The 17,640-nt window shown below is 72.0% G+C and carries 14 protein-coding genes; 11 read left to right on the top strand and 3 right to left on the bottom strand.

What is annotated here, in order from left to right:
• Positions 1-59: 59 nt before the first annotated feature.
• Positions 60-650 carry a hypothetical protein gene (locus ACZ3J7_RS16980; protein WP_465621441.1) on the top strand — a complete coding sequence of 197 codons (591 nt, stop codon included), beginning with the start codon at positions 60-62 and terminating at the stop codon, positions 648-650.
• Positions 647-1,243, top strand: coding sequence for a copper resistance CopC family protein (locus ACZ3J7_RS16975; protein WP_465621439.1), 597 nt, complete (start codon positions 647-649; stop codon positions 1,241-1,243). The genes ACZ3J7_RS16980 and ACZ3J7_RS16975 overlap by 4 nt, the downstream gene beginning before the upstream one ends.
• A 67-nt stretch (positions 1,244-1,310) precedes the next feature.
• On the opposite strand, the gene corA is transcribed toward ACZ3J7_RS16975, so the two are convergent.
• Positions 1,311-2,300, bottom strand: coding sequence for a magnesium/cobalt transporter CorA (gene corA, locus ACZ3J7_RS16970; RefSeq protein WP_465621437.1), 990 nt, complete (start codon positions 2,298-2,300; stop codon positions 1,311-1,313).
• Between the two features lie 62 nt (positions 2,301-2,362).
• On the opposite strand from corA, the gene ACZ3J7_RS16965 reads away from it, so the two are divergent.
• The 4 genes from ACZ3J7_RS16965 to mshC all read left to right on the top strand — a co-directional run bounded on the left by ACZ3J7_RS16965 (position 2,363) and on the right by mshC (position 5,946).
• Entirely contained in the window at positions 2,363-3,079 is a 717-nt protein-coding gene (locus ACZ3J7_RS16965) for a histidine phosphatase family protein (RefSeq protein ID WP_465621434.1), read from the top strand.
• A gap of 118 nt (positions 3,080-3,197) precedes the next feature.
• A complete protein-coding gene (locus ACZ3J7_RS16960; protein ID WP_465621432.1) occupies positions 3,198-3,761 on the top strand; it encodes a DUF3090 domain-containing protein in 564 nt (187 codons plus the stop codon).
• A complete protein-coding gene (locus tag ACZ3J7_RS16955; protein ID WP_465621430.1) occupies positions 3,731-4,627 on the top strand; it encodes an SCO1664 family protein in 897 nt (298 codons plus the stop codon). Before ACZ3J7_RS16960 ends, ACZ3J7_RS16955 begins: the two co-directional genes overlap by 31 nt.
• 89 nt (positions 4,628-4,716) lie before the next feature.
• The gene (gene mshC / locus ACZ3J7_RS16950; protein WP_465621428.1) at positions 4,717-5,946 is read left to right on the top strand and encodes a cysteine--1-D-myo-inosityl 2-amino-2-deoxy-alpha-D-glucopyranoside ligase; all 1,230 of its coding nucleotides are present in this window, start codon (positions 4,717-4,719) and stop codon (positions 5,944-5,946) included.
• Between the two features lie 99 nt (positions 5,947-6,045).
• Here mshC and ACZ3J7_RS16945 read toward each other — a convergent pair whose 3' ends face one another.
• The gene (locus ACZ3J7_RS16945; protein WP_465621426.1) at positions 6,046-6,957 is read right to left on the bottom strand and encodes a PAC2 family protein; all 912 of its coding nucleotides are present in this window, start codon (positions 6,955-6,957) and stop codon (positions 6,046-6,048) included.
• A 256-nt stretch (positions 6,958-7,213) separates the two neighbouring features.
• Between ACZ3J7_RS16945 and adhP the strand changes: the two genes are divergently transcribed.
• The 3 genes from adhP (at position 7,214) to ACZ3J7_RS16930 (ending at position 13,868) form a co-directional block, all read left to right on the top strand.
• Positions 7,214-8,227, top strand: coding sequence for an alcohol dehydrogenase AdhP (gene adhP, locus ACZ3J7_RS16940; protein ID WP_465621424.1), 1,014 nt, complete (start codon positions 7,214-7,216; stop codon positions 8,225-8,227).
• Between the two features lie 102 nt (positions 8,228-8,329).
• A complete protein-coding gene (locus tag ACZ3J7_RS16935) occupies positions 8,330-9,343 on the top strand; it encodes a LacI family DNA-binding transcriptional regulator (RefSeq protein ID WP_465621422.1) in 1,014 nt (337 codons plus the stop codon).
• Between the two features lie 223 nt (positions 9,344-9,566).
• Positions 9,567-13,868 carry a galactose-binding domain-containing protein gene (locus ACZ3J7_RS16930; protein ID WP_465621421.1) on the top strand — a complete coding sequence of 1,434 codons (4,302 nt, stop codon included), beginning with the start codon at positions 9,567-9,569 and terminating at the stop codon, positions 13,866-13,868.
• A gap of 67 nt (positions 13,869-13,935) precedes the next feature.
• Here ACZ3J7_RS16930 and ACZ3J7_RS16925 read toward each other — a convergent pair whose 3' ends face one another.
• Positions 13,936-14,958 (bottom strand): LacI family DNA-binding transcriptional regulator, encoded by a 1,023-nt coding sequence (locus tag ACZ3J7_RS16925; RefSeq protein WP_465621419.1) that lies wholly within the window; start codon positions 14,956-14,958, stop codon positions 13,936-13,938.
• Positions 14,959-15,192: 234 nt separating this feature from the next.
• On the opposite strand from ACZ3J7_RS16925, the gene ACZ3J7_RS16920 reads away from it, so the two are divergent.
• Positions 15,193-16,620, top strand: a complete 1,428-nt coding sequence (locus tag ACZ3J7_RS16920; RefSeq protein WP_465621417.1) for an extracellular solute-binding protein — start codon at positions 15,193-15,195, stop codon at positions 16,618-16,620.
• A gap of 75 nt (positions 16,621-16,695) precedes the next feature.
• The gene (locus tag ACZ3J7_RS16915) at positions 16,696-17,640 is read left to right on the top strand and encodes a carbohydrate ABC transporter permease (RefSeq protein ID WP_465621415.1); all 945 of its coding nucleotides are present in this window, start codon (positions 16,696-16,698) and stop codon (positions 17,638-17,640) included.

Here is a 17,640-nt window from a genome sequence, read left to right as displayed (position 1 = left end):
CCGCGCGCCCCCGGACACCCCCTGCCCTCACCCTCCTCATCCCGCGGGAGACCCGACCCATGTCCACGCACAGCGCACCGACCACGAGCGGCCCGAGAGGCCCGCTCGGCCTCCTGAACCACGGATCGCACCGCGCCGCGCTCAACACCTTCATGCTGGTGGTGCTCGCCCACTGGGCCGAGCACCTCACCCAGGCCTACCAGATCTGGGGCCTGGGCTGGCCCGTCCCGAAGTCCAAGGGCCTGCTCGGCTACCAGTTCCCGTGGCTGGTGACCTCCGAGTGGATGCACTACGGCTACGCCCTGGTCATGATCATCGGCCTGTTCCTGCTGCGCCCCGGGTTCGTCGGCCGCGGCCGCACCTGGTGGACCGTGGCGCTGGCGATCCAGTTCTGGCACCACATCGAGCACCTGCTCCTGCTGCTGCAGGCGCAGACCGGGCACTTCCTGTTCGGCAAGCCGGTACCGACCTCGGTGCTGCAACTCGCCTTCCCCCGGGTCGAACTGCACCTCTTCTACAACACCGTGGTCTTCATCCCGATGGTGATCGCCATGTACTACCACCTGCGGCCCAGCCGGCAGGAGCTGTCCGAGATGACGTGCAGCTGCCGGCACGCCGTCCACCGCCACGAGGTCGCGGCGCACGCGTGACCAGCACCGGCTCGCCCAGGCCCTTCCAGCGGGCCATGGCCCTCGGCACCGGGGTCGTCGTCCTGCTCCTGCTCGGCCTGCTCTGGGTCAGCGCCCGCCAGCCGGTACGGCTGGCGGGCGTCACCCCCGCCGACGGCAGCGCCCCGGACCGGGCCCCGACGGAGGTCGCGCTGACCTTCTCCGGCGACGACTTCCGACCCGGATCGGTCTACCTCCAGGTCAACGGCCCCGCCGGCGGGCCGGTCACCGACGGCCCGGCCCGGCTGGACGGCAACCGCCTGGTCGCCCCGGTCCGCACCGACGCCCGGGGCACCTACCGGGTCACCTACCGGCTCGTCCTGGACGGCGGCCGCGAACTCTCCGGCACCACCGCCTTCGGCGTCGGCGGCCCGCCCGCCACGGCCGCCGAGGCCGCCGGAGCCCCCGCCGACGACGCCGCCGCCGCGGGCCACGACCACGGGGTCGACGGCGCCTGGAACCTGCTGCTGCTCTGCGTGGACGCCGTGCTGCTCCCGGGCGCCGTCCTGCTGCTGCTCCGCGCCCCCCGCCTCCGCCGCTCCCGGCCCGCGCCCGCTGCCCCGACCGCCCGCTGACCCGACCGCCCGGCACCCGGCGCACCCGGCCCGCCGCCGCGCGGGCCGGGCAGCGCCGCACGGCCCGCTACAGCCAGCCCGCGCGCTTGAACAGCCGGTGCAGGCCCACGCAGACGCCCGCCATCACCAGCAGCACGGCGGGGTAGCCCCAGACCTGCCGCAGCTCCGGCATGTGCTCGAAGTTCATCCCGTAGATGCCGGCGATCATGGTCGGCACGGCGGCCAGCGCCGCCCAGGCGGAGATCTTCCGCATGTCGTCGTTCTGCTGCACGCTGACCTGCGCCAGGTTGGCGGAGAGGATGTCGGACAGCAGCCGGTCCAGGCTCTCCACCACCTCGTTGACCTTGGCCAGGTGGTCCGCCACGTCCCGGAAGTACGGGCGCAGCTCGCCGGGCACGAACGGCACCTTCACCTCGCCGCCGGCCCGGGTCAGCCGCAGCGCGGGCTCCATCAGCGGGAAGGTCGCCTTGCGGAAGCCCACCACCTGCCGCTTGAAGCCGTAGATCCGCTCGGCCGCGCCGCGCGAGCGCCCGGGGGAGAAGATCTCCTCCTCCAGCTCGTCCAGGTCGGTCTGCAGCTCGGTGGCCACGTCCAGGTACTGGTCCACGACCAGGTCGCAGACCGCGTACAGCACCGCGGCGGGCCCGTGCGCGAGCAGCTCGGGCTGGGCCTCCAGCCGGGCGCGCAGGTCCTTGAGCGGGCTCTCGGGGCCGTGCCGGACGGTCATCACGTACGAGTCGCCCAGGAAGATCATCAGCTCGCCGACGGAGACGGTCTCGTGCTCCTGGTGGTACGCGGCGGTCTTCAGGACGGTGAACACCGAGTCCTGGTAGATGTCGACCTTCGGGCGCTGGTGGGCGGTGACCGCGTCCTCCACCGCCAGCGGGTGCAGGCCGAACTCGTCGGCGACGTGGTCGAACTCCTCGGTGGTGGGGTCCGCCAGGCCGATCCACAGGAAGCCGTCCCCGGCCGCGCGGACCTCCGCCAGGGCGTCCGAGAAGTCCTCCGGGCCCCGGACCCGCTTCCCGTCCCGGTAGGTTCCGCAATCCACGATCATGCCCGCCATTGTGACCCGAACCGGGCCCCGCGGGGAGGTCCGGACCACGTACCCTTTCCGGTATGCCCACCCTGCTGCTCGTGCGCCACGGCCGGTCCACCGCCAACTCCGCCGGGATCCTGGCCGGCTGTACCCCCGGAGTCGACCTGGACGACACCGGACGGGCCCAGGCCGCCGCCCTGCCCGGACGGCTGGCCGACCTGCCGATCGCCCGCCTGGTCAGCAGCCCGCTGGAGCGCTGCCGGCAGACCCTGGAGCCGCTGGCCGCCGCCCGCCCCGACCTGGCCGCGCCCGCGCTCGACGAGCGGCTGGGGGAGTGCCACTACGGCGACTGGACCGGCCGCCCGCTCAGCGAGCTCGCCGGGGAGCCGCTCTGGCGCACCGTCCAGGACCACGCCTCGGCCGCCGCCTTCCCCGGCGGCGAGTCGCTGCGCGCGCTCAGCCACCGCACCGTCGACGCGGTCCGCGAGTGGAACGACAAGATCGCCGTCGACCACGGGCCGGACGCGCTCTGGGTCGCCGCCACCCACGGCGACGTGATCAAGGCGATCGTCGCCGACGCGCTCGGCCTGCACCTCGACCACTTCCAGCGGATCTCGGTCGAGCCCTGCTCGGTCACCGCGATCCGCTACACCCCGCACCGCCCCTACCTGCTGCGGCTCGGCGACACCGGCGCCCTCTCCGCGCTCGCCCCGCGCCCGCACGGGCACTCGGCCGGCGACGACGCGGTGGTCGGCGGCGACACCGGCGCCGACGGCGCCGACGGCACCGAGGACTGAAACCCGCGGCCAACTCTCCGGGCGCGCACGGGAACCGAGCGCCCCGTGTGCCGTACCGGACCCGTTTGGCCGTAGGGTGAGATCGAGAAGACCGCAACCCCCCTCCGGAGCGAGCAGCGTGTCCCGTCAGGTCCACTTCTTCGACCAGCCCGAGCGCTTCGTGGCCGGCACCGTCGGCCAGCCCGGCGCCCGCGCGTTCTACCTGCAGGCCTCCTCGCGCGGCCGGATCACCAGCGTCCTGCTGGAGAAGACCCAGGTCGCCGCGCTCGCCGAGCGCATCGAGGAGGTCCTCGACGAGGCGCTGCGGCGCAGCGGCGGCGAGGCCCCGATCCCGGCGGTCGCCCCCGCCGAGCTGCTCGACACCGCCCCGCTCGACCTGCCGCTGGAGCAGGAGTTCCGGGTCGGCACGATGGCCCTGGCCTGGGACGCCCGGGACGAGTGCCTGGTGGTCGAGGCCCAGGCGTACGTCGAGGAGACCGAGGACGACGAGGAGGCCGAGGCCTTCGACGACGAGAACGGCCCCGACCTGCTGCGGGTGCGGCTCAGCGGCGCGATGGCCCGGGTGTTCGCCAAGCGCGCCCTGGACCTGGTCGCCTCCGGCCGCAAGCCCTGCCCGTTCTGCAACCTCCCGCTCGACCCGGAGGGCCACCTGTGCCCGCGCGCGAACGGCTACCGGCGCTGAACGCGGACCAGGAGCAGCCGGCGGCGGTCGACGCCCCCGGCACCGACCCCGCCACCAGCGCCGCGCTCGCCGCCGACCCCGCCACCGCGCTCACCCTGCTGCGCGAGGGCGCGCTGGCCGTGCACGGCCGGGTCACCGACGCCTCCAACGCCGTCCTGTACTGCACGGTCACCCTGGACGGCCGCACCGCCCCCTGCGTCTACAAGCCCGTCGCGGGGGAGCGCCCGCTCTGGGACTTCCCCGACGGCACCCTGGCCGGCCGGGAGACCGCCGCGCACGAGGTCTCCGCCGCCACCGGCTGGCACCTCGTCCCGCCCACCGTGCTGCGCGAGGGCCCGGCCGGGCCCGGCATGGTCCAGCTCTGGATCGAGCCCGACCCCGCCGCGCCCGACCTGCTCGACCTGCAACCCCTGGACGACGGCCCCCGCCCGGGCTGGCTGCCGGTCCTGAAGGCCGAACTGGACGGCGGCCGGCTCGCCTGGCTGGTGCACCGCGACGACGAGCGGCTGCGCCGCCTGGCCGTCCTGGACGCCGTCCTCAACAACGCCGACCGCAAGGGCGGCCACTGGCTGCCCGCCGCCGACGGCCGCGTCTACGCCATCGACCACGGCGTCACCTTCCACACCGACCCGAAACTGCGCACCCTGCTCTGGGGCTGGGCCGACCGGCCGCTCACCGCCGAGGCGCTCGACGTCCTCGCCCGGCTGGCCGCCGACCTCGACGGCCCGCTCGGCGAACGGCTGCGCCCGCACCTGACGCCCGGTGAACTCGCCGCGCTGAAGGCCCGGACGGACGCGCTGCGGACCTCCGGACGGCATCCCGTGCCGTCACCGCAGTGGCCTTCTATTCCCTGGCCACCGGTCTGATACCGATCCGAAACCGAGCGCGAATCGATTCAGGTCGATTGCGTCCGTAGGTTGGTCTTTCAAATGATCGCGAGGTTAGAGTCGGTCCCATGCATGCCTGGCCCGCCTCCGAGGTTCCCGCCCTGCCCGGTCAGGGGCTTCCCCTGCGCATCCACGACACCGCCACGGGCCGTGTCCGGGAGGTCGTGCCCACCGGCCCGACCGCCCGGCTCTACGTCTGCGGCATCACCCCCTACGACGCGACCCACCTGGGCCACGCAGCCACCTACAACGCCTTCGACCTCGTCCAGCGGGTCTGGAAGGACGCCGGCCACGACGTCCTGTACGTCCAGAACGTCACCGACGTCGACGACCCGCTCCTGGAGCGGGCCGTCGCCACCGGCCAGGACTGGACGGAGCTCGCCGAGCGCGAGACCGCGCTGTTCCGCGAGGACATGACCGCGCTGCGGATGCTCCCGCCCGCGCACTACGTCGGCGCCGTCGAGTCGATCCCGTGGATCGTCCCGCTGGTGCAGCGCCTGCTCGCCTCCGGCGCCGCCTACGAGGTCGACGGCGACGTCTACTTCTCCGTCGAGTCCGACCCCCGCTTCGGCGAGGTCTCCGGCCTCACCCGCGAGCAGATGCTCCCGGTCTTCGCCGAACGCGGCGGCGACCCCGAACGCCCCGGCAAGAAGAACCCGCTGGACGCCCTGCTCTGGCTCGCCGCCCGGCCCGGCGAACCCGCCTGGGACACCGAGCTCGGCCACGGCCGCCCCGGCTGGCACATCGAGTGCGTGGCCATCGCGCTGCGGTTCCTCGGCATGGAGTTCGACATCCAGGGCGGCGGCAGCGACCTGTCCTTCCCGCACCACGAGATGGGCGCCGCGCACGCCCAGGTCGCCCTCGGCGAGCACCCCTACGCCCGCGCGTACGTGCACGCCGGCATGGTCGGCCTGGACGGGCACAAGATGTCCAAGTCCCGCGGCAACCTGGTCTTCGTCTCGGCCCTGCGCCGCGACGGCGTCGACCCCGCCGCGATCCGGCTCGCCCTGCTCGCCCACCACTACCGCAGCGACTGGGAGTGGACGGCCGCCGACCTGGACACCGCGCTGACCCGCCTCGCCACCTGGCGCGCCGCGGTCTCCCGCCCGGACGGCCCCTCCGCGCACGCCCTGCTGGCCGAGGTCCGCGAGGCCCTCGCCAACGACCTCGACACCCCGGCCGCCCTCGCCGCCGTCGACCGCTGGGCCGCCGCCGCCCGCACCGGGGACGGCGAGGACCCCGGCGCCCCGGGCCTGGCCTCCCGCACCGTGGACGCCCTGCTCGGCGTCGCCCTCTAGCGAGCCCCGCCGGGGGCGCGGGGAACCGCGCCCCCGCAACGGGACCGGCCCCGGGAGGGCACCACCCTCCCGGGGCCGGTCCGCGCGGTGCGTCGCCGCCTACTCCTCGTCCTCGTCCTTCGGCCGCTCCGTCGCGTGCCCCGTGATGGGCTTCTCGCCCTTCGGCCCCTGGTTCTCGCGCCGCCGCAGGTACCGCTCGAACTCCCGGGCGATCGCGTCCCCGGAGGCCTCCGGCAGCTCCGCGGTGTCCTGCGCCTCCTCCAACTGCTGGACGTACTCCGCGACTTCGGAGTCCTCCGCGGCGAGCTGGTCGACCCCGAGCTGCCAGGCCCGGGCGTCGTCGGCGAGTTCGCCCGGCGGGATGCGCAGGTCCAGCAGGTCCTCGACCTTGTTGAGCAGCGCGAGGGTGGCCTTCGGGTTGGGCGGCTGCGAGACGTAGTGCGGGACGGCGGCCCAGAAGGTCACCGCGGGCACGCCGGCGTGCGCGCACGCCTCCTGGAGGACGCCCACGATGCCCGTGGGGCCCTCGTACCGGCTCTCCTCCAGGTCCAGCGAGCGGGCCACCGCCGGGTCCGAGGTGACGCCCGAGACCGGGACGGGCCGGGTGTGCGGCGTGTCGCCGAGCAGCGCGCCCAGGACGACGACCAGCTCGACGCCCAGCTCGTGGGCGAAGCCCAGCAGTTCGTTGCAGTAGGAGCGCCAGCGCATGCTGGGCTCGATGCCCCGGACCAGCACCAGGTCGCGCGGCTTGGGCTCGGTCACCCGGACCACCGACAGCCGGGTGGTCGGCCAGGTGATCCGGCGGACTCCGCCGTCGAGCCAGATGGTGGGCCGGTTGACCTGGAAGTCGTAGTAGTCCTCGGCGTCGAGCGCGGCGAACACCTTGCCGCCCCAGGTCTCGTCGAGGTGCCCGAGCGCGGCGGAGGCCGCGTCGCCGGCGTCGTTCCAGCCCTCGAAGGCGCAGATCATCACCGGGTCGATCAACTCGGGAAGGTCTTCCAGCTCGATCACCCGGCATCTCCCTCCGTCAGTGGCGGGGGCTCTCCCGCCCCCGTGGTCCCTTACTGCCCAGCCTACGGGCATTGAATGCCCCCGTGGACCGGGTGAGGTGCCCAAGCGTAGTGGTGTCCGCCGACCCGCCCGCCCGAGTTCCGGCACCGCCCCCGCGCGCCGCTTCCGTTCGCGGTTCGAACGCGGAACCAGCAGGCTGGTTCGAGGGATTCGTCCCTTTCATCCGCATCGTTCCGCCCGCGAGGAGAGCAAGGACATGAAGGCAGCCGTCGTCCGGGACTTCACCAAGCCGCTGGAGATCGAGGAGCGCGAGGTCCCGACCCCGGAGCCGCACCAGGTGCTGGTGCGGATCGAGTGCTCCGGCCTGTGCCACACCGACATCCACGCCGCGCACGGCGACTGGCCGGTCAAGCCGTCCCCGCCGTTCGTGCCCGGCCACGAGGGCGTCGGCATCGTGGAGGCGGCCGGCGACCAGGTCCGGCACGTCAAGGTCGGCGAGCGGGTGGCGATCCCGTGGCTGGCCGACGCCTGCGGCCGGTGCGACTTCTGCGTGACCGGCTGGGAGACGCTCTGCCTCCAGCAGCACAACTCCGGTTACTCGGTGGACGGCGCGTACGCCCAGTACGCGCTGGCGCACGGCGACTACGTCGTCCCGGTGCCGGACGGGGTGGACCCGATGGACGCCGCCCCGCTGTCCTGCGCGGGCGTCACCACGTACAAGGCGGTCAAGCTCTCCGGCGCCCGCCCGGGCACCCGGGTGCTGGTCTCCGGCATCGGCGGCCTCGGCCACCTGGCGCTGCAGTACGCGCGGATCTCCGGCGCCGAGACGGTCGCCGTCGACATCACCGACGAGAAGCTCGAGCTGGCCAGGGAGCTCGGCGCCGACCACGTCCTGGACGCCCGCACCCAGGACGTCGCGCACGAGGTGCACAGGCTCGGCGGCGCGGACGCGGCGATCTCGCTGGCGGTCTCCAACGCCTCCTTCCGGACCGCCTACGACGCGCTGCGCCGGGGCGGCACCCTCGTCCTGGTCGCCCTGCCCGCCGAGGGCGAGCTGACCCTGCCGGTCTTCGACACGGTGCTGAACGGGACGAAGGTGATCGGCTCGATCGTCGGCACCCGGCAGGACCTGGCCGAGGTGTTCCGCCTGCACCAGCTGGGCCGGACGAAGGTGATCCGGGAGACCCGCAGGCTGGAGGACGTCAACGCCTGCTTCGAGGAGGTGCTGGCCGGCAAGGTCTCGGCCCGCCTGGTGTTCGACATGCGCTGACGCCGCACCCGGCGGCCGCACCGGGAGGACGGAACCGAACGGTTCCGTCCTCTTCTGCAAATTCACGCAAGCGGCTTGCGTTTTCTGTCGTACACTCGGCGCATGACACGACGACTCGCCGAGGTGGCGAAGAAGGTCGGAGTCAGCGAGGCGACGGTCAGCCGGGTGCTGAACGAGAAGCCCGGTGTCTCCGAAGCGACCAGGGCGGCCGTGCTCACCGCCCTCGACGTGCTCGGCTACGAGCGCCCCACCCAGCTGCGCGGCGAGCGGGCCCGGCTGATCGGGCTGGTGCTGCCGGAGCTGGGCAACCCGATCTTCCCCGCGTTCGCCGAGGCGGTGGGCGGCGCGCTGGCCGGGCAGGGGTTCACGCCGGTGCTGTGCACCCAGACCGCGGGCGGCGTCTCCGAGGCCGACTACGTCGACCTGCTGCTGGAGCAGCACGTCTCCGGCGTGGTCTTCTTCGGCGGCCTGTACGCGCAGGGCGACGCCCCGCACGACCACTACCAGCGGCTGGCCGAGCGCAGCCTGCCGACCGTGCTGCTGAACGCGGCGATCGAGGACCTGGACTTCCCCCGGGTGTCCTGCGACGACGCGGTCGCGGTCGAGCAGGCCTTCGGCCACCTGCGCCAGCTCGGCCACACGAAGGTCGGCCTGGTGCTCGGCCCGCTGGACCACGTGCCCTCGCAGCGCAAGCTGGCCGCCGCCCGGGCGGTGGTCGCCAAGCTGGGCCTCGAACTGCCGGACGAGCACGTCGAGCGGGCGCTGTTCAGCCTGGAGGGCGGCCAGGCGGCCACCACCCGGCTGCTGCGCCAGGGGGTCACCGGCGTGGTCTGCGCGAGCGACCCGCTGGCGCTGGGCGCGGTGCGCGCGGTGCGCCGGGCCGGACTGGCGGTGCCGGACGACGTCTCGGTGGTCGGGTACGACGACTCCTCGTTCATGATGTGCACCGACCCGCCGCTGACCACCGTCCGGCAGCCGATCGAGGCGATGGGCCGCGCGGTGGTGGACCTGCTGGTCGGCGAGATCGCCGGGGTCCGGGTCACCCACGACGAGCTGCTGTTCGAGCCCGAGCTGGTGGTGCGCGGGTCGACCGCGCCGGCCCGCGACCGGGGCTGAGCGAGGAGCCGACCGGGCCGACCGGCAGGGATAGACGAGCCCCCGAGGGGGAGTGGCGGCAGGGCCGCCGAGCGGGCGGGCACTTCGGTGCCCGCCCGCTTTTCGTATGCGCACGCTCGCACCGATCCGTTGACATGTTCGTAGCCCCGCTGTAACTCTTGGCTGCCATCACGCAAAAGATGGACAGAAGATTGTCATCTTCTCGACCTTATGAAGGGACGTCATGAGATCGAAGCGCATAACCGCGCGGCTGACGGCGTCGTCGGCCACGCTGGGAATGCTCCTGCTCGCCGGGCCCCTCCTCCCGGCGGCACAGGCGGCGGGCGGGCCGAACCTGGCCCTCGGCAAGACCGTCACCGCCTCCAGCGCCAACGGCACCCTCACGGCCGGCAACGTCAACGACGGCAACCAGGACAGCTACTGGGAGTCCAACGGCCTCGGCTCCGCGCAGTGGATCCAGGTCGACCTGGGCGCCCCGGCGGCGATCGACACCGTGGTGCTGAAGGTCCCCTCCTCCTGGGGCGCCCGGACCGAGACGCTCAGCGTGCTCGGCTCCACCGACGGCACCACCTTCTCCACCATCAGCTCCTCCGCGAACCACACCTTCGACCCGGCCTCCGGCGACCGGGCGACGATCTCCTTCGGGGCCACCACCGCCCGGTACGTCCGGGTCGCCGTCACCGCCAACACCGGCTGGCAGGCCGCCCAGGTCTCCGAGCTGGAGGTCTACGGCGCCACCTCGGCCTCGGCCAACCTGCTGGCCGGCCGGAACTTCACCGCCAGCGGCTCCTCGCAGACCTACGTGGCGGGCAACGTCGGCGACGGCAACCAGGCCAGCTACTGGGAGAGCGCCAACAACGCCTTCCCGCAGTGGATCCAGGGCGACCTGGGCTCGGCCGTCCCGGTCAACAAGCTGGTGCTGAAGCTGCCCGCCGGCTGGGAGAAGCGCACCGAGACGCTCAAGGTGCAGGGCTCCACCGACGGCGGCACCTTCACCGACCTGGTGGCCTCCGCCGGCTACGTGTTCGACCCGGCGGCCGGCAACACGGTCACCGTCAACCTGGCCACCAGCACCACCCGGTACCTGCGGCTGACCTTCACCGGCAACACCGCCTGGCCGGCCGGCCAGCTCTCCGAGTTCGAGGCCTACGGCCCGACCTCCGGCGACACCCAGGCCCCCACCGCCCCGGCCAACCTGGCCTACACCTCGCCCGCCGCCGGCCAGGTCAAGCTGACCTGGGGCGCCTCCAGCGACAACACCGGCGTCACCGGCTACGACGTGTACGCCAACGGCGCGCTGCTCACCTCGGTGTCGGGCAGCACCCTGACGTACACCGACAGCCGCCCCGACAGCCAGACGGTGTCGTACTACGTGAAGGCGAAGGACGCGGCGGGCAACCAGTCCGCGGCCTCCAACACCGTCACCCGCACCGGCCAGTCCGGCGACACCCAGGCCCCCACCGCCCCGGCCAACCTGGCGTACACCTCGCCCGCCGCCGGCCAGGTCAAGCTGACCTGGGGCGCCTCCAGCGACAACACCGGCGTCACCGGCTACGACGTGTACGCCAACGGCGCGCTGCGCGGCAGCGTGGGCGGCGGCACCCTGACGTACACCGACAGCCAGCCGGACACCGCGACCGTCTCGTACTACGTGAAGGCGAAGGACGCGGCGGGCAACACCTCCGCGGCCTCCAACACCGTGGTGCGCACCGGCAGCGGCGGCGGGACGGGCACCAACCTGGCGGCGGGCAAGCCGATCTCGGCCTCGTCCTCGGTGTTCACCTTCGTGGCGACCAACGCCAACGACAACGACACCGCCACCTACTGGGAGGGCGCGGGCGGCAGCTACCCGAACACCCTCGCGGTGAAGCTGGGCGCGAACGCCACCACCAGCGCGGTGGTGGTCAAGCTCAACCCGGCCTCGGCGTGGGCGACCCGGACCCAGACCATCGAGGTGCAGGGCCGCGAGCAGAGCGCGAGCGGCTTCAGCACGGTCGTCCCGGCGCAGAGCTACACCTTCGACCCGGCGAGCGGGAACACCGTCACCATCCCGGTCTCCGCGACCGTCGCCGACGTGCAGCTGAAGTTCACCGCCAACTCGGGCTCTTCGGCCGGCCAGGCCGCCGAGTTCCAGGTGATCGGCGTCCCGGCGCCCAACCCGAACCTGACCGTCACCTCGGTGGCCAGCAACCCGGCCGCCCCGGTGGAGACCGACACCCCGACCCTGTCGGCCGTGGTGAAGAACACCGGCACCAACCCCTCCGGCGCCACCTCGGTCACCTTCTACCTGGGCGCCACCAAGGTCGGCTCGGCCGCCGTGGGCGCGCTCGCGGCCGGCGCCTCCACCACCGTCTCCGCGCAGGTCCCGGCGCAGAACGCGGGCAGCTACCAGCTGACCGCGAAGGTCGACGAGGACGGCAAGGTCATCGAGCAGGACGAGACCGACAACGCGTTCACCGCCGCGAGCCCGCTCACCGTCAGCCAGGTCGCCTCCTCCGACCTGGTCGCCGCCCCGTCGACCTGGTCGCCCTCCAACCCGGCCGACGGCAGCCCGGTGAACTTCACCGTCGCGGTCAAGAACCAGGGCACGGTGGCCAGTTCGTCCGGCAGCCACGGCATCACGGTCACCGTCGCGGACGCCACCACCGGCACCGTGCTGAAGACCCTGACCGGCGCGTACAGCGGCACGCTCGCCCCCGGCGCCACCAGCGGCCCGGTCTCGCTGGGCAGCTGGACCGCCGCCAACGGCCGCTACACGGTCCGGACGGTCATCGCGGGCGACGGCAACGAGCTGCCGGTCAAGCAGGCCAACAACACCAGCACCCAGTCGCTGTACGTCGGCCGCGGCGCCAACATGCCGTTCGACACCTACGAGGCCGAGGACGGCGTGCTCGGCGGCGGCGCCCAGCTGGTCGGCCCCAACCGCACCATCGGCGACCTGGCCGGCGAGGCCTCCGGCCGCAGGGCCGTCACCCTCAACTCGACCGGCTCCTCGGTGGAGTTCACCACCAAGGCGGCGACCAACACCCTGGTCACCCGGTTCTCCATCCCGGACGCGGCGGGCGGCGACGGCACCAGCGCCACCCTGAACGTCTACGTCGACGGCACCTTCCTCAAGTCGATCGACCTGACCTCCAAGTACGCCTGGCTGTACGGCTCGGAGACCAGCCCCGGCAACGCCCCGAGCGCGGGCAGCCCGCGGCACGTCTACGACGAGGCCAACGTCCTGCTGGGCACCACCGTCCCGGCCGGGCACCGGATCAAACTGCAGAAGGACTCGGCGAACACCTCGCAGTACGCGATCGACTTCGTCAGCCTGGAGCAGGCCACCCAGATCGCCAACCCGGACCCGGCGAAGTACGTCGTCCCGACCGGCTTCGCGCACCAGGACGTGCAGAACGCCCTGGACAAGGTCCGGATGGACACCACCGGCACCCTGGTCGGCGTCTACCTGCCGGCCGGCGACTACCAGACCGCGAGCAAGTTCCAGGTCTACGGCAAGCCGGTGAAGGTGATCGGCGCCGGCCCCTGGTTCACCCGGTTCTACGCCCCCACCAGCCAGTCCAACACCGACGTCGGCTTCCGGGCCGAGGCCACCGCCAACGGCTCGACCTTCAGCGGGTTCGCCTACTTCGGCAACTACACCTCGCGGATCGACGGCCCGGGCAAGGTGTTCGACTTCGCCAACGTCGCGAACACCACGATCGACAACATCTGGACCGAGCACATGGTCTGCATGTACTGGGGCGCCAACACGGACTTCATGACGATCACCAACTCGCGGATCCGGGACACCTTCGCCGACGGCATCAACATGACCAACGGCTCCACCGACAACCTGGTCTCCAACAACGAGGCCCGGGCCACCGGCGACGACTCCTTCGCGCTGTTCTCCGCGATCGACGCGGGCGGCGCGGACGAGAAGAACAACGTCTTCCAGAACCTCACCTCGATCCTGACCTGGCGCGCGGCGGGCGTCGCGGTGTACGGCGGCTACGCCAACACCTTCCGCAACATCTACATCGCGGACACCCTCTGCTACTCGGGCATCACCATCTCCTCGCTGGACTTCGGCTACCCGATGAACGGCTTCGGCGCCTCGCCCACCACCGACCTGCAGAACATCTCGATCGTGCGGGCCGGCGGCCACTTCTGGGGCGGGCAGACCTTCCCCGGCATCTGGGTGTTCTCCGCCTCCAAGGTGTTCCAGGGCATCAGGGTGAGCGACGTGGACATCGTCGACCCGACCTACAGCGGCATCATGTTCCAGACCAACTACTCGGGCGGCCAGCCGCAGAACCCGATCACCGACACCGTCTTCACCAACGTGTCGATCAGCGGGGCGCGGAAGAGCGGTGACGCCTTCGACGCCAAGTCCGGGTTCGGCATCTGGGCCAACGAGATGCCGGAGGCGGGCCAGGGCCCGGCGGTCGGCAACGTCACCTTCAACCACCTGACGCTGAGCGGCAACGACAAGGACATCCAGAACACCACCTCCACCCTGAAGATCACCGTCAACCCGTAGCAACCGGTACGCACGGAGGGCGGGCGCCCCGGGCGCCCGCCCTCTCCGTCGTGTCCTCCCGGTGGGGTCAGGGCCCCTCCCCGGGCCGCCGCGGGGCCGGTCCGGTGGACGCCCGGACGACCAGCTCCGGCTCGAACAGCAGCTCGCCGGGGGCGGTCGGCGCGCCGTCGATCCGGCCGACCAGCAGCGACACCGCGGCCCGGCCGATCGCCTCGATCGGCTGCCGGACGGTGGTCAGCGGCGGCCGGGTGCAGTTGATGAACGGCGAGTCGTCGAAGCCGATCACCGACAGGTCGCCGGGCACGTCCAGCCCGGCCCGCCGGGCGGCCCGGACCACCCCCAGGGCGAGCGGGTCGCTGGCGCAGATGACGCCGGTCACCCCGTGCTCCAGCAGCCGCCCGGCGGCCGCCTGGCCGCCCTCCAGGCCGAACATGGTGTGCGCGACCCAGCCGGGGTGCGGCTCGCGCCCGCGCAGCGCGTACTGCTCGGTGAAGGAGGCCAGCTTGCGGCGGGACGGCACGTGGTCCTCCGGCCCCACCAGCAGCCCGATCCGCTCGTGCCCGAGCGCGGCCAGGTGCGCGAAGGCCTGCGCCACCGCGACCGCGTCGTCGGTGGAGACCTGCGGGAAGCCCAGCTCCTCGACCGAGGCGTTCAGCAGCACCACCGGGACGCCGCGCTCGCGCAGCTGCGCGAAGTGCTCGTGCGAGGCGTCCGCCTGGGCGCAGTGCCCGCCGGCGAAGACCACCCCGGAGACCTGCTGGTCGAGCAGCACGGCGACGTGGCTGGCCTCGCCGAGGCCCGCGGTGCGGGTGCACAGCAGCGGGGTGAAGCCGCCCTGGGCGAGCGCGCCGCCGACCACCTCGGCCAGTGCCGGGAAGATCGGGTTCTGCAGCTCGGGCAGCACCAGGCCGATCAGCCGGGCCCGCTCGCCGCGCAGCCGCGACGGCCGCTCGTAGCCCAGCACGTCCAGCGCGGTGAGGACGGCGGTCCGGGTCGCGCTGCCGACGCCCGGTCTGCCGTTCAGGACCCGGCTGACCGTGGCCTCACTGACGCCGACGTGCTTCGCGACCACGGAGAGCTTGCTCTTCATACGCAAAAGTAGAGCAGAATTGAGCAAGAAGCTGCAAGGATGCCCGCAAGGTCAGTGAGGCCCCCGGTAGCCGGGCGCGGCCAGGTTTAACGGCACCGAACGACCGTCGATGCACAGTCGTAACTTTTCACTTTCTCGTCAACCTCTTGCGTGGTGTGGTTCAAGGATCTACGTTCCTCACACGTCGGCTTTCGCCCGGCCTCTTCCGAAACCTCTCCCACCCATGGGGTACGCATGAAGCTGAACAGATCGAGCAGGATGGCCGCCCTCGCCCTGGCCGCGGGTGTGCTGCTGAGCACCGCCGCCTGTAGCAGCGACTCCTCCACCGGCGGCGGCGACGCCGCCGCCGGCGTCGCGGACGGCAAGCCGCTCGACCCGAACGCGACCGTCACCATCTCCATCGACTGCGCCCCGGGTGCCGACCAGGCGGCGGGCAAGGCCAACTACGCCGACGACCTGGCACTGTTCAAGACCAAGTACCCGAACGTCACCATCAACGCGAAGCCGTACGTCGGCCAGTGCGAGGTGCCCGCCCAGCAGACCGCCCAGTACAAGGCGCACGACGAGACCGGCGCGTTCCACGCGTACTTCACCGACCGCGAGGCCACCCTCAACTCCGGCGACGCCCAGGACATCACCAAGTACGTCAACGACGAGACGCTGCCCGGCTTCTCCTCCATGCTGCCGTCCGTCAAGGAGAACATGACGGTCGACGGCAAGGTCTACGCGCTGCCGATCAACTACTACACCACCGGCCTGGTCTACAACCGCGACCTGTTCCAGCAGGCCGGCCTCGACCCCGACAAGCCGCCGACCACCTGGGACGAGGTGCAGGCCGCCGCCAAGAAGATCGCCGCCCTCGGCAACGGCGTCAGCGGCTACGAGGACTACTCCGGCGGCAACACCGGCGGCTGGCACTTCACCTCCGAGCTCTACAGCCTCGGCGGCAAGATGGTCACCGACGACGGCAAGAAGGCCGCCTTCAACTCGCCCGAGGGCAAGCAGGTCCTCAAGCGCCTGCACGACATGCGCTTCACCGACCAGAGCATCAGCGCCACCCCGGTCACCCAGTGGGCCGACGCCTTCCCGCCGCTGGCCACCGGCAAGGTCGGCATGTTCCTCGGCGCCCCCGACGTGGTCAAGCACCTGATCGAGGTGCTCGGCGCCGACCCGAAGGCCTACGGCATCGGCCCGATGCCCGGCGCCACCGGCCCCGGCAACAGCCTCGGCGGCGGCGACCTGTACTACATCAAGAAGGGCCAGACCCCGAACCAGATCAAGGCCGAGATCGCCTGGATCAACTTCCAGTACCAGACCCCGGACGCCGGCCAGTTCAACTTCGCCCGCGCCAAGACCCTGGCCGGCAGCAGCAAGGACCCGGTCGCGATCGCCGTCCCGCAGCCGTACTTCTGGTCCGCCGAGTCCCCGCAGATCAAGGCCATCACCGAGTCGCTGAAGACCAACGGCAACCTGCCGCTGTCCCACTACGACCCGTACGTCAAGAACCCCACCAAGTCGATCACCGAGCCGCCGGCCGCCCAGCAGCTCTACAAGATCCTCGACACCGCGATGTCGGCCGCCCTCACCGACCCGAACGCGAACCTCGACAGCGTGCTCGCCACCGCCGAGACCCAGGCCAACCAGATCCTGGCCAACCAGTGACCCGCGCCGCCGGCCGGACCGCGCCCTCCCCGCGGTCCGGCCGGCGGCCGGTCCCCTGACGAGGAGTCACCACCCATGACCACCACACTGACCCGTGGGCGGCCCGGAGCCGACACGGCCCGCACCCCCGACCGGAGCGGCGCCGGACGGCTGCGCCGCTCCCTCGCCCGGAACCTGCGCGCCCACGCCTTCCTGATCGGCGCCCTGCTCTGCTTCGCGCTGTTCACCTGGTACCCGATGGTCCGTGAGATCGTCATGTCCTTCCAGAAGGTCCGCTACGGCGAGACCCACTGGGTCGGACTCGACAACTTCCGGCAGATCTTCGCCGACCCCGAGTTCTGGCCCGCCTGGCGGCACACCCTCGAGTACACCGGCATCGCCCTGGTCTTCGGCTTCGTCGCCCCGTTCGTCACCGCCATCGTCATCAACGAGTTCCGGCACGCCCAGAGCTACCTGCGGATCCTGGTCTACCTGCCCGTGATGCTGCCCCCGGTCGCGGGCATCCTGCTGTTCAAGTACTTCATGGACCCCGGCTACGGCCTGTTCAACCAGGTCCTGGAGTTCCTGCACCTGCCCACCTCGTCCTGGCTCGCCTCCCAGGACACCGCGATGTTCTCCCTGGTCATCGTCTCCACCTGGGCCAACATGGGCAGCGCCACCCTGGTCTACCTGGCCGCCCTGCAGAGCATCCCCGGCGAGCTCTACGAGGCCGCCGAACTCGACGGCGCCGGCCTGCTCCGCCGGATCTGGCACGTCACCGTGCCGCAGACCCGGCTGATCCTCTCCCTCATGCTGATGCTGCAGGTGGTCGCCACCATGCAGATGTTCACCGAGTCCTTCGTCCTCACCGGCGGCGGACCCCAGGGATCGACCACCACCGTGGTTTACATGCTCTACAACTACGCGTTCAACTTCGACAAGTTCAACACCGCGGCCGCACTGGGCGTCGTCCTGCTGCTGGTGCTCGGCGCCTTCTCCGCCCTCTACCTGTGGCTGGAGCGCCGGGGCGGGGAGGAGTGA

It is taken from the genome of Kitasatospora sp. NPDC015121 (assembly GCF_055562955.1).
The sequence above is the reverse complement of the archived record's forward strand: the minus strand, read 5'-3'. Positions and strand labels throughout refer to the sequence as shown.

Coding starts and splice junctions, on each gene's coding strand:
- ACZ3J7_RS16935 (WP_465621422.1), top strand. CDS start 8,330: ATGACACGACGACTCGCCGAGGTGGCGAAGAAGGTCGGAGTCAGCGAG.
- corA (WP_465621437.1), bottom strand. CDS start 2,300: ATGATCGTGGATTGCGGAACCTACCGGGACGGGAAGCGGGTCCGGGGC.
- ACZ3J7_RS16980 (WP_465621441.1), top strand. CDS start 60: ATGTCCACGCACAGCGCACCGACCACGAGCGGCCCGAGAGGCCCGCTC.
- ACZ3J7_RS16920 (WP_465621417.1), top strand. CDS start 15,193: ATGAAGCTGAACAGATCGAGCAGGATGGCCGCCCTCGCCCTGGCCGCG.
- ACZ3J7_RS16925 (WP_465621419.1), bottom strand. CDS start 14,958: ATGAAGAGCAAGCTCTCCGTGGTCGCGAAGCACGTCGGCGTCAGTGAG.
- mshC (WP_465621428.1), top strand. CDS start 4,717: ATGCATGCCTGGCCCGCCTCCGAGGTTCCCGCCCTGCCCGGTCAGGGG.
- ACZ3J7_RS16915 (WP_465621415.1), top strand. CDS start 16,696: ATGACCACCACACTGACCCGTGGGCGGCCCGGAGCCGACACGGCCCGC.
- adhP (WP_465621424.1), top strand. CDS start 7,214: ATGAAGGCAGCCGTCGTCCGGGACTTCACCAAGCCGCTGGAGATCGAG.
- ACZ3J7_RS16930 (WP_465621421.1), top strand. CDS start 9,567: ATGAGATCGAAGCGCATAACCGCGCGGCTGACGGCGTCGTCGGCCACG.
- ACZ3J7_RS16965 (WP_465621434.1), top strand. CDS start 2,363: ATGCCCACCCTGCTGCTCGTGCGCCACGGCCGGTCCACCGCCAACTCC.